General features: G+C 68.1%; 17 protein-coding genes. 5 read left to right on the forward strand and 12 right to left on the reverse strand.

Annotation, left to right across the window (positions count from 1 at the left end; translation table 11 throughout):
* Positions 1-11: 11 nt before the first annotated feature.
* Complete coding sequence (locus EPN29_04950) at positions 12-1,259, forward strand: replication-associated recombination protein A (protein ID TAN33982.1); 1,248 nt, start codon at positions 12-14, stop codon at positions 1,257-1,259.
* Positions 1,114-1,893 (forward strand): hypothetical protein, encoded by a 780-nt coding sequence (locus tag EPN29_04955; GenBank protein TAN33983.1) that lies wholly within the window; start codon positions 1,114-1,116, stop codon positions 1,891-1,893. The genes EPN29_04950 and EPN29_04955 overlap by 146 nt, the downstream gene beginning before the upstream one ends.
* Here the strand turns inward: EPN29_04955 and EPN29_04960 are convergent.
* A complete protein-coding gene (locus EPN29_04960; GenBank protein ID TAN33984.1) occupies positions 1,871-2,434 on the reverse strand; it encodes a mechanosensitive ion channel in 564 nt (187 codons plus the stop codon). The two genes, EPN29_04955 and EPN29_04960, sit on opposite strands and share 23 nt — an antisense overlap.
* On the reverse strand, positions 2,431-3,081 hold the full coding sequence (locus tag EPN29_04965; protein TAN33985.1) for a 50S ribosomal protein L25: 651 nt from the start codon (positions 3,079-3,081) through the stop codon (positions 2,431-2,433). Before EPN29_04965 ends, EPN29_04960 begins: the two co-directional genes overlap by 4 nt.
* An 89-nt stretch (positions 3,082-3,170) precedes the next feature.
* On the opposite strand from EPN29_04965, the gene EPN29_04970 reads away from it, so the two are divergent.
* A complete protein-coding gene (locus EPN29_04970) occupies positions 3,171-3,758 on the forward strand; it encodes an RDD family protein (protein ID TAN33986.1) in 588 nt (195 codons plus the stop codon).
* A 14-nt stretch (positions 3,759-3,772) separates the two neighbouring features.
* Here EPN29_04970 and EPN29_04975 read toward each other — a convergent pair whose 3' ends face one another.
* The 9 genes from EPN29_04975 to EPN29_05015 form a co-directional block, all read right to left on the reverse strand.
* Positions 3,773-4,186, reverse strand: coding sequence for a cobalamin B12-binding domain-containing protein (locus EPN29_04975; GenBank protein TAN33987.1), 414 nt, complete (start codon positions 4,184-4,186; stop codon positions 3,773-3,775).
* Complete coding sequence (locus EPN29_04980) at positions 4,183-5,826, reverse strand: methylmalonyl-CoA mutase (GenBank protein TAN33988.1); 1,644 nt, start codon at positions 5,824-5,826, stop codon at positions 4,183-4,185. The genes EPN29_04975 and EPN29_04980 overlap by 4 nt, the downstream gene beginning before the upstream one ends.
* 13 nt (positions 5,827-5,839) lie before the next feature.
* A complete protein-coding gene (gene meaB, locus EPN29_04985; protein ID TAN33989.1) occupies positions 5,840-6,790 on the reverse strand; it encodes a methylmalonyl Co-A mutase-associated GTPase MeaB in 951 nt (316 codons plus the stop codon).
* Positions 6,791-6,794: 4 nt separating this feature from the next.
* Positions 6,795-8,243 (reverse strand): LytR family transcriptional regulator, encoded by a 1,449-nt coding sequence (locus EPN29_04990; protein TAN33990.1) that lies wholly within the window; start codon positions 8,241-8,243, stop codon positions 6,795-6,797.
* A 69-nt stretch (positions 8,244-8,312) separates the two neighbouring features.
* Positions 8,313-8,750: a DUF4190 domain-containing protein gene (locus EPN29_04995; protein ID TAN33991.1), complete on the reverse strand. Its 438-nt coding sequence runs from the start codon at positions 8,748-8,750 to the stop codon at positions 8,313-8,315.
* Positions 8,751-8,761: 11 nt separating this feature from the next.
* Positions 8,762-9,421, reverse strand: a complete 660-nt coding sequence (locus EPN29_05000) for a DUF4013 domain-containing protein (GenBank protein TAN33992.1) — start codon at positions 9,419-9,421, stop codon at positions 8,762-8,764.
* Positions 9,422-9,427: 6 nt separating this feature from the next.
* The gene (locus EPN29_05005) at positions 9,428-9,805 is read right to left on the reverse strand and encodes a hypothetical protein (protein TAN33993.1); all 378 of its coding nucleotides are present in this window, start codon (positions 9,803-9,805) and stop codon (positions 9,428-9,430) included.
* 5 nt (positions 9,806-9,810) lie between these two features.
* Positions 9,811-10,950: an acyl-CoA dehydrogenase gene (locus EPN29_05010; GenBank protein TAN33994.1), complete on the reverse strand. Its 1,140-nt coding sequence runs from the start codon at positions 10,948-10,950 to the stop codon at positions 9,811-9,813.
* Entirely contained in the window at positions 10,950-12,080 is a 1,131-nt protein-coding gene (locus EPN29_05015; GenBank protein TAN33995.1) for an acyl-CoA dehydrogenase, read from the reverse strand. Before EPN29_05015 ends, EPN29_05010 begins: the two co-directional genes overlap by 1 nt.
* A gap of 31 nt (positions 12,081-12,111) precedes the next feature.
* Between EPN29_05015 and EPN29_05020 the strand changes: the two genes are divergently transcribed.
* Together EPN29_05020 and EPN29_05025 are read left to right on the forward strand one after the other, a co-directional pair.
* Complete coding sequence (locus EPN29_05020; GenBank protein ID TAN33996.1) at positions 12,112-12,534, forward strand: hypothetical protein; 423 nt, start codon at positions 12,112-12,114, stop codon at positions 12,532-12,534.
* A gap of 169 nt (positions 12,535-12,703) precedes the next feature.
* A complete protein-coding gene (locus tag EPN29_05025; GenBank protein ID TAN34003.1) occupies positions 12,704-13,744 on the forward strand; it encodes a YncE family protein in 1,041 nt (346 codons plus the stop codon).
* Between the two features lie 27 nt (positions 13,745-13,771).
* Here EPN29_05025 and EPN29_05030 read toward each other — a convergent pair whose 3' ends face one another.
* Positions 13,772-14,110: a hypothetical protein gene (locus tag EPN29_05030; protein ID TAN33997.1), complete on the reverse strand. Its 339-nt coding sequence runs from the start codon at positions 14,108-14,110 to the stop codon at positions 13,772-13,774.
* Positions 14,111-14,250 lie beyond the last annotated feature (140 nt).

Raw genomic sequence — 14,250 nt, forward strand, 5'->3', positions numbered from 1 at the left:
TAGGGGCCTGGATGGCGGGTCAGGGTGAACTTTTCGAGTTGCCGGGAGGGGCCGAGCCGCACGCCCCGCTCGCCACCCGAATGCGGCCGAAGAGCTTCGACGATCTCGTCGGGCAGCGCCGCGCCGTCGACGTGCTCCGCGAGCTGACGCGCTCGGGCCACCTTCCGAGCATCGTCCTGTGGGGTCCGCCCGGAAGCGGCAAGACCACGCTGGCCCGGCTGCTGGCGGCAGAAACCAAGGCGCGGATGGTCGCCATGTCCGCCGTGACCGCGGGGGTGGCGGACCTTCGCAAGGTCGTGGCGGAGGCCCACCTCCACCGTCGGGCCGGCCTCCGGACGGTGATCTTCATCGACGAGATCCACCGCTTCAACAAGGCCCAGCAGGACGCGATCCTGCCTCACGTCGAGGACGGCACGGTGACTCTGATCGGCGCGACGACCGAGAACCCGTCCTTCGAGGTCATCGCGCCGTTGTTGTCGCGGAGCCGGGTGTTCCGGCTCGAACCCCTGGATCGGGGTGAGCTCAAGCAGGTGGTCGATCGCGGCCTGGCCGAGCTCGGCGCCCGCATCGCGGAGGAGGCGATGGACGCGCTTCTCGAGAGCGCGCGCGGCGATGCCCGCGTGGCGCTGAACGGCCTCGAGGCGGCGGCGGCATTGGCCGCGGGGGATGCGATCGGCCTGACCCACATCGAACGGGCGCTGCAGGAGCGCCACCTGCTCTACGACCGCGCCGGCGACCAGCACTACGACATCGTGTCCGCGCTGATCAAGAGCGTTCGCGGCAGCGACCCCGATGCGGCCGTGTACTGGCTGGCCCGCATGCTCGAGGCGGGTGAGGACCCGCTGTTCGTCGCCCGCCGCCTGGTGATCCTCGCGGCTGAGGACGTCGGCCTCGCCGACCCGCAAGCGCTGCAGGTGGCCGTGGCCGCCCAGCAGGCGGCGCACTTCGTGGGCATGCCGGAGGCCGTGCTGCCGCTGACTGAGGCGGCGCTGTACCTCGCCCTCGCGCCCAAGTCGAACTCGGCCCTCACGTCGTACGGCGCCGCGCGACAGCTCATCGAAGCGACCGGCAACGAGCCGGTGCCCATCCACCTGCGCAACGCCGCGACGGGTCTTGCGAGGTCGATGGGCTACGGCAAGGGTTACAAGTACGCGCACGATTTCGAAGGCGGAGTCGCGGACCAAACGCATCTGCCGGAGAAGCTCGTGGGCCGCAGGCTCTACCAGCCCGGGCCGCGCGACCCAAAGCCTCCCAAGTAGACTTCACGGTCCCGTGGCTGATGCGCTCCTCATCTTCAAACCTGACGCCGCCCACCGGCTGGCAGCGCGCGCCGGCATCTGGTCGTGGCTGGCTTCGGAGCGCGATTGGAAGATCCAATCCCTGACCTGGTTCCAACCACAGGCGGCTCTGATCGAGAGCCACTACGACTTCCTGCAGGGACGGCCGTTCTTTCCCTGGCTGGTGGATCTCATGACCGCGCTGCCGATGGTCGTCGGCCGCGTCACCGCCTCGGCGGACGCGCTCAAGCAGATGCGCTACGACCTCGGTGAGACGCGCATCTCGCAGTCGAGGCCGGGTTCGCTGCGAGAGCGCTACGGCATCTTCGGCGGGCTCAACTGCCTGCACCTGTCGGACGCTCCCGAAACCGGTGCGGCGGAGGTCGCGGAGTGGGCGGAGGTGGTGCAGCTGGACAGGGTCGAGGTGCATCTCGAGACCACGACTGGCAAGCCGGACCACACGTATCGGTTGCGGTCGCTGGCGACCCAGGTGGCGGCGGGGACGCACGTCGAGCTCGCCTCGCGGACCATTCACGAGCTCCTGGCGGAGGAATCCGAGATCCAGGGCCCGCAGCTCGAAGCCCTGTACCGAATCACCCTGGGGGCTCTGAGCTAGCCTCCGCTTCCACCTCCGGCGCGGCGACCGGACGGGCGTGGATGGTGACCGGACGGTTGAACAGCTCGGCGTTGGGCACCACGATGACATCGCCCTCGCCGTTGCTCAGCAAAGTCACGCGCAGCTTGATCTGGGTCACCGTGCCCGACCAGGTCTCGACCGCAATGTGGTCGCCCACTTTGAGGTGGCGCTCCAGGAGCACGTAGTAGCCGGAGACGTAATCCTTGAGCAGGTCCTGGACGCCAAAGCTGGCGATGATCGTGGCCAGCACGATGCCGGCAAAGGTCACGTTCTCGCTCCGGATCGCGATGCCCAGGGCGATCAACGCCCCGAAACCGATGAAGCCGAACACCAGCACCCGGCGACCGACGACGATCACGTCGGCGCGCACCTGGCGCCGGCTCAGCTGCTCGGTGGCCATCCGGGCGAGCAGGCGTGATGCGACCACGAAGACCAGGAAGACCAGTGCCCCGACGACGACGAAGACACCGTTGTCGATGAGCTGGGACGAAAGCGACACCGCCAACGGCGGTGAGCTCATTCCTTGGTCTCGGCTGCTTCCTCAGCGCCGGCGGCCTCGGCCTCGCCCCCGGCCTCGGCCTCGGCCTCGGCGCCCGGAATCGCCTCTTCGGCCTTGAGCTCACGGCGGTGCACGATCTTGACCACCAGTTCTTCAGGTTCGACGAGCACCGTCACTCCCTTGGGCACGTCGAGCTCGGAGATGCGCAGCTCGGCCTCGACGTCCTTCAGCGCGGTGAGATCGACCTCGAAGGCTTCCGGGATGTCGGTGGGCAGGCACTCGACCCGCACCATGTGGATGGGCTGCAGGACGTCCGCGTCCCCGCGCTTGACCGCCGCCGACTCGCCCACCAGGTGCACCGGCACCTCGACGGTGATCTTCTCTTCCAGGCTGACCTGGTAGAAGTCGACGTGGATCGGACCGAGACGGCGCGGATGCGTCTGGATCTCCCGCACGAGCACCTTCTCGGTGTGGCTGTCGTCGACCACCAGGTCGACCAGGTGCGTGCGCCCGGACTTCACGAACACCTTCTGGAATTCGAGCCGGTCCAGGACCAGCGGCGTCGCGGCGGCGTTGCGGCCGTACACGACACCGGCAAGCTTGCCCTCGCGGTGAAGACGGCGCGAGCGCTTGCCGAGAAGCTGGCGGGTGGAGGCTTTGAGTTGCATGGTTCAGCCTCGTGTCGGAGAGGCGTCGCTATGATACGGCAAAGCCGCAGGGCGCCGACTTCAGCCACGTCACCCGGAGGATTGAAGGCATGCAGAACCCCCCGCCACCTCCCGGTGGCTACTCACCGCCCCCGCCGCCTCCCGGCGGTTACCCGCCGCCCCCGCCGCCTGCCGGCGGTTACTCGCCGCCCCCGCCGCCTGCCGGCGGCTACTCGCCGCCCCCGCCGATGCCAGGCGTCTATTCGCCGGCCCCGGCCTACGCCCCGCGGGCGGCGTACGGCGGCTTCTGGATCCGGGCCGTCGCCTACCTCATCGACGGCGTCATTCTCGCCGTGGTCTCCAGGCTCTTCGACGCCCTCCTGCAGGCCAATCCGGCGGACCCGGCCAGCGCCAACTACGGCCTCGCCGCTGGACTCAACCTCCTCATCGGCATCGCCTATTTCGTCGGCCTGTGGACCTACTGGGGAGCCACGCTCGGCCAGCGGATCTTCAAGCTGCGCGTGGTCGACGCCAACACCGGCGGGCCGATCGATGTCACCAAGGCCCTGATTCGATGGATCGGCCTGTTCATCTCCTTCCTGGCCTGCTTCATCGGCGTCATCTGGGTCGCGTTCGACGCGCGGAAGCAGGGATGGATGGACAAGATGGCCGGCACGGTGGTGCTGCAGGGCGGCTGAGCGGCCGCTGCGGCTTAGCTCGCGTCGGGGAAGCGTTGCCTCAGCCAGTCGACGATTTCCTGGAGCGGGGTGCCGGGCGTGAAGAGCCGCTCCACACCCAGTTTCTTCAGGGCCGCGATGTCGTCGTCGGGGATGATGCCGCCGCCGAAGACGACCACGTCGCCGGCCTTGCGCCGCTTCAGCTCCTTCACGACCGCGGGGAACAGCGTCATGTGGGCGCCCGAGTGGATCGACAGCCCGATGACCTGGGCATCCTCCTGGAGCGCGGCGTCGACCACCATTTCCGGCGTCTGCCGCAGGCCGGTGTAGATCACCTCATAGCCGGCATCGCGCAGCGCTCTGGCCACCACCTTGACGCCGCGATCGTGGCCGTCGAGACCGACTTTGGCGACGATGATCCGGACGGGCCGTACCGCCGTGGCCGTCATACGACCGCCGTCTCCGTATAGATGCCGAACACCTCGATCAAGCTGTTCATGATCTCCCCCTCGGTGGCATATGCACGCACGGATTCGAGAATGTACGGCATCAGGTTGTCAGTGCCCGCGGCCGCCTTGCGCAGGCGGTTGAGCGCGTTCGAGCACCTGGCCTGGTCGCGCTTGGCCCTCACCCCGCGCACTCGCGCCACCTGCTCGCGCTCGAGTTTGGGGTCGATGCGCAGGATCTCGATCGGCGGCTCATCGTCGACGGTGAACTCGTTGACGCCGACCATCAGCCGCCGCTTCTGCTCCAGCTCCTGCTGGTAGCGGAACGCCGCGTCGGCGATCTCCTTCTGGAAGAAGCTCGCTTCGATGGCGGGGATGACGCCGCCCAGGTCCTCGATGCGCTTGAAGTAAGCCTCCGCCTGCCTTTCCATCTCGTCGGTGAGGGCTTCGACGAAGTAGCTGCCGCCCAGGGGATCGATGGTGTTCGCGACCCCGGTCTCATAGGCCAGCATCTGCTGGGTGCGCAATGCGATGCGGGCGGCCCTGTCGGTGGGCAGCGCGAGCACCTCGTCCATGGCGTTGGTGTGCAGCGACTGGGTGCCGCCCAGGACCGCCGCCAGCGCTTCGACCGCAGTGCGGGCGATGTTGAGCTCGGGCTGCTGGGCGGTCAGCGACACGCCCGCCGTCTGAGTGTGGAACCGGAGCTTCCAGGACCGCTCGTCCTGCGCGCCGTAGCGCTCGCGCATCCAGCGCGCCCAGATGCGGCGGGCCGCGCGAAACTTGGCGATCTCCTCGAAGAAATCGATGTGCGCGTCGAAGAAGAAGGAGAGCCGCGAGGCGAAATCGTCGATGCGCATCCCGCGCTCCAGGCACGCATCGACGTAGGCCATGCCGTCGGCGAGCGTGAACGCGAGCTCCTGGGCGGCCGTCGATCCGGCCTCGCGGATGTGGTAGCCGGAGATCGAGACGGTGTTCCAGCGCGGCACCTCTTTGGCGCAGTACTCGATCGAGTCGACGACCAGGCGCATCGAAGGCCCGGGCGGGAAGATGAACTCCTTCTGGGCGATGAACTCCTTGAGGATGTCGTTTTGCAGCGTGCCGCCCAACCCGGACGCCGGCACGCCCTGCCCCTCCGCCACCGCGATGTACATGCACAGCAGGATCGCGGCCGGCGAGTTGATGGTCATCGAGGTGGTGATGTCGCCGAGCGGTATGCCCTCGAACAGCGTCTCCATGTCGGCGAGCGAATCGACGGCCACCCCGCAGTGGCCGATCTCCCCTCGACTGGTCGGCGCGTCGGAGTCCTGGCCCATCAGAGTCGGCATGTCGAAGGCCACCGATAAGCCCGTCTGCCCGTTGGCGAGCAGGTATTTGTAACGCCGGTTGGTCTCCTCGGCGGTGGCGAAGCCCGAGAACTGGCGCATCGTCCACAGCCGGCCGCGGTACCCGCTCGTGTGGATGCCGCGTGTGTAAGGGAACCGGCCGGGGAGCTCTTCGGGGCGTCGAGGCAGGTCTTCGGACGTGTAGAGAGGACGGAGCGGGACGCCGGAGATCGTCGACGTTTCGATGCCGTCGTCGCGTGTGGGGCCCGACTCGAAATCCTCTTTCCACGCCTGCTTCGGGCCGCGCGCTCGGACTTTCATCGATTCGGACCCATTATGGCTTCCGGTTGAGGATCTCCTCGGCCGTCCGATACGGGGTGCCGTCCTTCAGGAGCCGTTCGGCCAGCTTGGGATCCTCCGCCAGGGCTCGGTGAGCGTGCCGACGGGCCAGCTCGGCGACGACCTCCGCGGTCTCGTCCCGGAGCCGCTGCTCCGCGAGCTCGCGCACCCGGCCGCTCGACTCGAGGTGGCGCCGGTGGGCGAGCACCGCCTCCCACAGCTCGTCGATGCCCTCCTGGCGGGCCGCCACCGTGGCGATGATGGGCGGCTTCCAGGCCCTCGGCGTGCCGCCCAGCGCGCGGCCCGGCGCCAGGCTCAGCATCGCGCGGAGCTCGGTGACGACGCGGTTGTGGCCGTCGAGGTCGGCCTTGTTGACGACGAAGATGTCCGCGATCTCGAGGATGCCTGCCTTGATCATCTGGACGCCATCGCCCAGGTTGGGGGTGAGCACGACCACCGTCGTGTCGGCCACCGCCGCCACCTCCAGCTCGGACTGGCCGACGCCGACCGTCTCGAGGATCACCTGGTCGAAGCCGAATGCGCCCAGGAGCCGGATCGCTTCGCGGGCGGCGAGGGACAGCCCGCCGAGGTGCCCGCGCGCCCCCATGCTGCGAATGAACACCTTGGGGTCGAGCGCGTGGCGCTGCATGCGCACGCGATCGCCGAGGATCGCGCCGCCCGTGAACGGCGAGTTGGGGTCGGTGGCGAGGACCGCGACCGAGCTGTCCTGGCTTCTCAGCAGCGCCACGAGCGCGTCCACCAGGGTTGATTTGCCGGTGCCTGGCGCGCCGGTCAAGCCCAGGACCCCGGGCGTGCGGCCGTGGCCGCGCAAGCCCTCTTCGAGCGCGCGCACCGAAGGCTCGCGCCTTTCGACGAGGCTGATCGCGCGGGCCAGAGCTCGGACGTCGCCGGAGCGAAACCGGGCCGCCAGGTCTGAGTCGTTCAGGTCTTCACTCGCCCAACCAGCGTAGGGCGAAGTCGTGCCCGAGCACCACCACCAGGCCGTAGGCCTGCTGGCCCGGGGCGGGCGCGGGGTTGGTCGGGGTGGCCTGGACGACGGTGGCGCCGAAGAAGCTCTGCAGCCACTTGGTGGTCAGGGGAAACCGGCCGCCCGAGTAGTCGAGGATCACGGTCTGCGGCGTCGGCCGGTGCACCACCGGGTCGGCCAGCTGGAGCCCGAGGGGATCCAGCATCGACGTCACCCGGCTCTCGAGGCCGGGGAAGTTGTTGGCGCCGTTGGCGAGCTGGACAGGCGCCTTCTCGGCCATCGCCTTCGGGTCGACGAAGATTGACGAGAAATACCGGTGGATCATGTTGTAGGTCGGGTCGTCGGCGCACAGCTGCGAGACGTACGGCCCCATGCCGCAGTCGTAAGAGTCGAGCAGGTTGCCTTCGGCCGCACCCGACGGCGCGGTGAGCGCGATGCGGATGATCGAGGTGTCCGGAAGGTTCTTGCCCCAGTCATAGATCGCCTTCATGTCCGACAGGCTCATGTCGGTATGAATGTTCTTCTGCAGGGCGTCGAGGAGCTGCGGCGCCTTCGAGAACCCGTTGATGGAGGTCGCCTTCTTCTTGATCGCCTGCATGATGTCCTGCTGCCGGCGCGCGCGACCGAAGTCGGAGGCCTGCTGGGGCTGCTCCGCGTGGCGTGACCGCGCGATCTCCAGCGCCTGCTCGCCGTTCAGGTGCTGGCAACCGGCCTTGAAGTGGATCGGCATGTAGCCGTTGTGGTAATCCGGATACGAGTAGTCGTCCAGGTTGGTGGAGAGGCAGACGTCGACCCCGCCCAGCGCGTTCACCATGTCCCGGAACGCGACGAAGTCGACGCCGATGTACTTGTCGAAGGTGATCCCGGTCACCTTGCCGGCCTCATGCTCCGCCGCCAACCCGCCCCCGTCACGGCCGGTGAACTGCGACGCGACGCAGCAGATGATGTTCGTGTACGGCACCTCGTAAGCCGCGTTGATCTTGCTGGTCCAGGTCCGGCTGGACGGGTCCTGCAGGTTCATGTGGACGACCAGGTCACGCGGTATCGAGGCCAGCATCACGCGGTCGGTCGCCGGGTCGATGGTCACGGCCATGATCGAGTCGGTCAGGTAGGGCGCGTCGTTCTCGTAACCGCCCATCCCGAGCAGGAGGATGTTGACCTGCTGGCCGTGCTTGAGCTTGTAGGCGATCGTGCCGGGCGCCGGCTCGACCGCCTGCACGACCTCGCCGATCGGGTTGAGGTGATGCCCGGTGGTCGCGGCGATGAAGTCATCGAAGCGCTTGTAGGTCAGCGTGGCGCCCACGATCACCACCAGCAGCAGGGCAGCGACCAATACCGCGGGGACCGACCGGGTCAGGCGGTGGAAGACGTGGTAGCGGGATCGCCTGGCCCTTGGCCTGGCCCTGAGCATGCGCACCGGGATTTTACCGTCCAGGCCTTAAGGAACGCTGATGGAGCCCTCCGGGTTACGTCACGGCGGCTAGGTCGCCGGCCTGGCGCCCGAAGAGTGGATCAAAGCGTAGACGGCGAAAAAGAACCAGCCCACGCTGGCCAGGAAGCCGAGGATCCCCAGGGCCAGGCCGACCGAGGCCATGGTGCCACCGCCGACGGCGCCGCCACTCGAGCGGACGCGCTGCCGGGCGATAAAGCCCATGATCGCCGCGGTCGGGCCCAGGACGATGCCCAGGCACACGACCGTGCAGACGAGCGACAGGATGCCGGCGATGAGCGATGCGATCGCCAGGCCGTCGGTGCGCGGAGCCGCATACGCCCCCGGCACTCCCCCGTAGCCCATCGGTGGAGGCGGGACGAACCCGCCCCCCGGCGGCGAAGGTGGCGGTGTGAATCCGCCGCTCGGCGGAGGTGGCGGGGGCGGGTATTCGCCGCCCGGCGGCGGTGGCGGCGGCAAGTCCGACATGAGGCTTCTCCTTACGCTGATCCAGCGGTCTGAGAACCGAGTTCGAAACTGCGGATTATCCACGCCTGCATCGCCAGCGCATAGGCGCTGGTGAACAAGACACCGACGCCGCACGCGACCGTCCCCAACGAACCTATGAAGGCGGCGGCGATCAGCATAAGGCCGGCGATCAGGGTGCTGGCGATGTTCAGCCGGAGGCGGCGCAGCACGTCTGGCACCGTCAGCCCTCCCGCGATGCCGCTTTTTTCCGTGGCCAGGACGATCGACGGCAGGGCGAAGCTCAACGCCAGGCTGCCGAGGGTGGCGGCGCTGAAAGCCAGCAGGCTCAGGAGGACGCCCAGCGACACCAAGCCGGCGTCCGGCGAGCCTCTGCCCTCGTGGATGAAGATCAACACCGCCGGCGTGTAGAGCAAGGCCGCGACCAGGACGAGCGCGAGCGCGTAGACCAGGTTGACGACAAAGACGCGGACCCCGCGACCGATGTGGCCCAGGTGGGCGGGCGCGAGTCTTTCTTCACCTGCCCGCAGCCGGTCGAGCGACGCCAGCATCCATCCGATCCCGTTGATCGAGCCGGCGATCGGGATCAGCAGGGTCAGCGCGATGATCAACACCTTGGTCAGCCACTCGGGATCGCGCACCGGCCATCCGAACGCGTCCGTGATGCGCTCCACCGAGTGCTAGACCGGCGGGGCTGAGATCGTGACCAGCACCACCACCAGCCACACCACGGAGACGGCGGCTCCGATCGCGGTGGCCGCCACCCCGAGCACCCAGCCTGAGACCGCGAGGCTGCGTCCACCCAACGCACCCGCCGAGCCGTCGATCCGGCCCGTCGCGGACCGGCCCAGGAAATAGGCGATCGGACCCAGGGCGAGGCCGGGAACGCCGAGCGGCAGGCCGAGCGCGAGGCCGGCGATCGCGGTCAGCAGCGAGGCGATGGCGCGCCCATCGGTGGTGCCGCCGCGAGCGATGCCGGGCGGCGGATAGGCCGGCGGCGGATGGTACGGCGCCACCGCCGGCGGAGGGGAGGGACTTTCGACGGGCGCCCTGTCCACGGCGGTTAGCGGAGGAGCGATCGCGCGATCACGACTCGCTGAATCTGGTTCGTGCCCTCGTATATCTGCGTGATCTTGGCGTCTCTCATCATTCTTTCCACCGGGTAGTCGCGGATGTAGCCGTACCCGCCCAGCAGTTGCACGCAGTCGGTGGTCACCTTCATCGCCATGTCCGAGGCGAAGAGCTTGGCCATGGCGGCGATCTTGGTCAGGTCCGCAGCCTTGGCGTCGACCTTGGTCGCCGCCCGGTAGACGAGATGCCGGGCAGCCTCGATCTGGGTGGCGATGTCCGCGAGCATGAACTGGATGCCCTGGAAGCTCGCGATCGCCTGCCCGAACTGGTTGCGTTCCTTGACGTAGTTGAGGGCGTAATCGAAGGCGCCTTCGGCGATCCCGAGGGCTTGCGCTCCGATTCCCGGTCGCGAGCGGTCGAGCACGGCGAGCGCGATCTTGAAGCCCGCGCCCTCGTCGCCGAGCCGGTTGGCGGCCGGGACCTTGACATCTTCGAAGACCAGCTGAGCCGTCGGCGAGCCGCGAATCCCCAACTTGTGCTCGAGCTTGGTGGCCTGCCACGGGCTGGTCTCGCGCTCGAGGACGAAAGCTGAGATCCCGCGGTGGTCGGAATCCGGGTCGGTCTGCGCGAACACGACCAGCGTGCCGGCGACGCTGCCGGCGGTGATGAACTGCTTGGTGCCGTTCAGGACGTACTCGTCCCCGTAGCGCTTGGCGTGGGTCTTCATGGCCGCGGCGTCCGAGCCGCTGCCGGCTTCCGAGAGCGCGTAGGCGGCCACCTTCTCGCCGGAGGCCAGCGGCGGGCAGAGCCGCCTCTTCTGCTCCTCGGTGCCGGCGACGAGGATCGGGTACGAGCCCAGCGCCTGGACGGCGAGGATCAGAGAGGAGCTCGCGCATGCCTTGGCGATCTCCTCGATCCCCATGCAGATGGTGACGCTCGAGCCGGAGATCCCGCCGTACCGCTCAGGGAACGGGATGCCGAGAATGCCGTTGTCGGCGAACAGCCTTTCGACGTCCTCGGGATACTCTGCTTTCTCGTCGATCTCGGCCGCGCGGGGCGCCACCCGGTCCTGGACCAGCTCTCGGATCGTGTCCCGGATCGCGACCTGCTCTTCCGAGAACTCGAAATCCATCAGCGTGAGCTTACCTGCAGAAGTTCACGTGCGATGACGATGCGCTGAACCTGGTTTGAGCCCTCGTAGATCTGCAGCGCCTTGGCGTCTCTGACGTGCCGCTCGAAGGGGCTGCCGGTGATCGCGCCCTCCTCCCCGGCCAGCTGGAGAGCGTCGAGGGCCAGCTGCATGGCGGTGTCGGTGCAGTGGAGCTTGGCCATCGACGCCTGGCGGGTGAACCGGCGCCCGCCGCTGCAAAGCCAGGCGGCGTGATATGCGAGCAGCCGCGCGGACTCCAGGCGCGTGGCCATGTCCGCCAGGGCGAAATCGTCCCCCTGTTCGCGGTTGCGTGCCGCCAGCAGCGCGCGGGACTCGTCCACGGCCGCTTGCGCGATACCGAGAGCCTGTCCCGATATGCCGATGCGGCCGGAGTCGAGGGCACGCATCGCGACCGTGAAACCCTGGCCCTCGGCGGCCAGCCGGTTGGCGGCGGGGACGACCACGTCCTCCAGGACGAGCTCCCCGGTGGGCGAGCCGTTGAGGCCCATCTTCTTGAACACCTGGCCGACGCCGACGCCGGGCGTGCCAGCCGGCACGAGGAAGGCGCTCACGCCGGCCGCTTTCGGCTCGGGCCCGGTGCGCGCGAAGACGATGTACAGGCCCGCGTATCCGACGTTGGTGATGAACACCTTGGTGCCATTGAGCACATAGCCGTCGCCGTGGCGGCGGGCGCTCGTCTGCAATGAGGCGGCGTCGGATCCAGACGCCGGCTCGCTGAGCGCAAAGGCGCCCAGGAGCTCGCCGGACGCCAGCCGTGGCAGCCAGTGGCGTTTTTGCTCTTGCGTCCCGAACAGCAGGATCGGCTCGCTGCCGACGCTGGTGTGAACGTCGACGATGACCGAGGTCGAAGCACAGGCCTGCGCCAGCTCCTCGATGCAGACGGCGAACGCGAGGGCGTCGAGCCCGGCGCCGCCATACTCGCGCGGGATCAGGACGCCGAGCAGCCCGGCTTGGGCGGCGGCTTTGACCGCCTCTTCGGGGAACCGGTGTTGGCGGTCGATTTCGGCCGCAAGGGGCTTCACCACACCCTGCGCCAGCTCCCTGACGGCGGCTCGAAACGACGAGTGCTCGGGCGCGAGTTCCAGGTCCAAGTGGTGCGTTAACTAGAATAGTGGGCCGGACATGGAAGCAGGACCGAGATATCTGGAAGGCACGACGGTCGGCAGCGGTCGCGACATCATCGGTGTGCGTCGAGATCGAATCGCCGACATCATCAGCACCGGGCGCGAGATCATCACGCGCGCCAAGGCTGAAAAGATCCTGCCCGAGACGATCACGGGCGCCACGGCGGCGCTGCTGGTCACCATCGCCGGGTACGGCGAGCCGCTGTCAGAGGGCCAGTGGCGGGAGCTGGCAGGGGTTGTCGGCGGCATCATGCGCGACAACACTTACGCCGACCTTGCCCGCCTGCGCGCGCTCGTCACCCAGGAGCAATTCGCGAACGTCGCCCGGAACCAGGGTTACGGTCGCTTCATCCGGCGCCTGGACGACGGCCGCTGGGTGTGCGAGCTGACGCCCAAGCTTGAAGACCTCCCCGACGAGTAGCCGCCTGGCCTCGGCGCTCCGGTCGCGGTCGGTGCGCATCGTCTTCGCCTTCCTGTTCGCGTTGACCATCGTCGGCCCCGCCGCGGTGGTGTTCGCCGTGGTGTGGACGGCCCCGGCCGTGAGGCCGTCGACCGCCGCGACTCAGCCGGTCGAAACGCAGCCCGAGAGCATGCTGCCCGTACCCGACCTGCAGCCGGCGAGCCTGCCGCCGCCTGGGGTCAACGTCTACGCGAGCACCCTCTCCGGCGTCGTGCCGTGCCCGCTGTGCGAGCTTCCGCCACGGGTGTACGTCCCCAACAGCAAGGCCGGCACCCTGGACGTCATCGACCCGCTGACCCTCAAGGTGATCGACCACTACCCGGTCGGTTTCATCCCCCATCACGTCGCTCCGGCGTGGGACATGAGCGCGCTTTACGTCGACAACGAGGGGTCGAGCAGCCTGACGGTCCTGGACATCCACACCGGAAAGCCCTCCGGCCAGACGATCTCGATACCTTTTCCCTACAACCTCTATTTCACCCCGGACGGCTCCAAGGCGATCGACGTGGTCGAGCGCCTGCAGCGAATCGAGTTCCGCGACCCGCACAACGGATGGCGGCTGCTGAAGTCGGTGGCGATCCCATGGCCCGGCGCGGACCACCTCGACTTCAGCGCCGACGGCAGCTACCTGATGATCTCCACCGAGTATTCGGGCATCGTCGCCAAGGTCGACACGGTGAACATGCGGCTGGCCGGGTACGTTCACGTCGGCGGGCTCCCGATCGACGTCAGGCTCTCGCCCGACGGGAGCCTGTTCTACGTCACCAACCAGGGCCGAATGGGGGTGTCGGTCGTCGACCCGGTCGCGATGAAAGAGATCCAGTTCATCCCCACCGGCCGCGGTGCACACGGCCTGCAGGTGTCACGCGACACGAAATCGCTCTACGTCTCCAACCGTCTCGAGGGTTCGGTGTCCGTCATCGACTTCGCCACCCGCACCGTGGTCGCCAAGTGGTACATCCCCGGCGGCGGCAGCCCGGACATGCTGCAGCTCAACCCGGACGGAACCCAGCTCTGGGCCTCGGGGCGCTACAACGCCACGGTGTACGTGATCAACACGGTCACCGGCCAGCTCATCGCCAAGATTCCCGTGGGCGCCGAGGATCACGGCCTGACGTACTTTCCCAACGTCGGCCTTCACTGCCTCGGCCACAACGGCGTCTACAGATAGAGCGGTGATCGAGATCAGCTGGGCGGCTTAAGCCGCCCAGCGCACACCCGGTCCACGCGCCCGCCGCATCACCACCCGCTCGGGCGGCAGGAAGCGGAACTCGCGACCCGCCTTGACCACCTGCCATCCCCCCTCATGGACGAGGCGATGGTGAGCGAAACACAGCCAGGCGACGGCGGAGACGCTGCCGCTCTGCAGATGCTCGCCCGACTCCTGGAGGCGGCGGGCCATGGCGGATAACTCGCCCTCCAGGGCGTCAATCAGGCCGCGCAGGCCCTTGGCGTCGACGCGGCGCTGGTCGCGGGCCTGGAATTTGCGCACCGCCAGGGCCAGCTCCTCAAGGTCTGTGCCCCCGACCCCCAACATGCGACTATGCTACCAAACATCCGTTCGGGCGTCAAGCAAAGAAGGCTGTAAATCCCAAGAAACCTCTGCCCGCGGCGGCAGCGAGCTCGCGCCCCTCACCCTGACCCTCTCCCCGCAGGGGAGAGGGGCGATTTTTCCCC

It is taken from the genome of bacterium, assembly GCA_004299235.1.
GTDB lineage: Bacteria > Chloroflexota > Dormibacteria > Dormibacterales > Dormibacteraceae > SCQL01.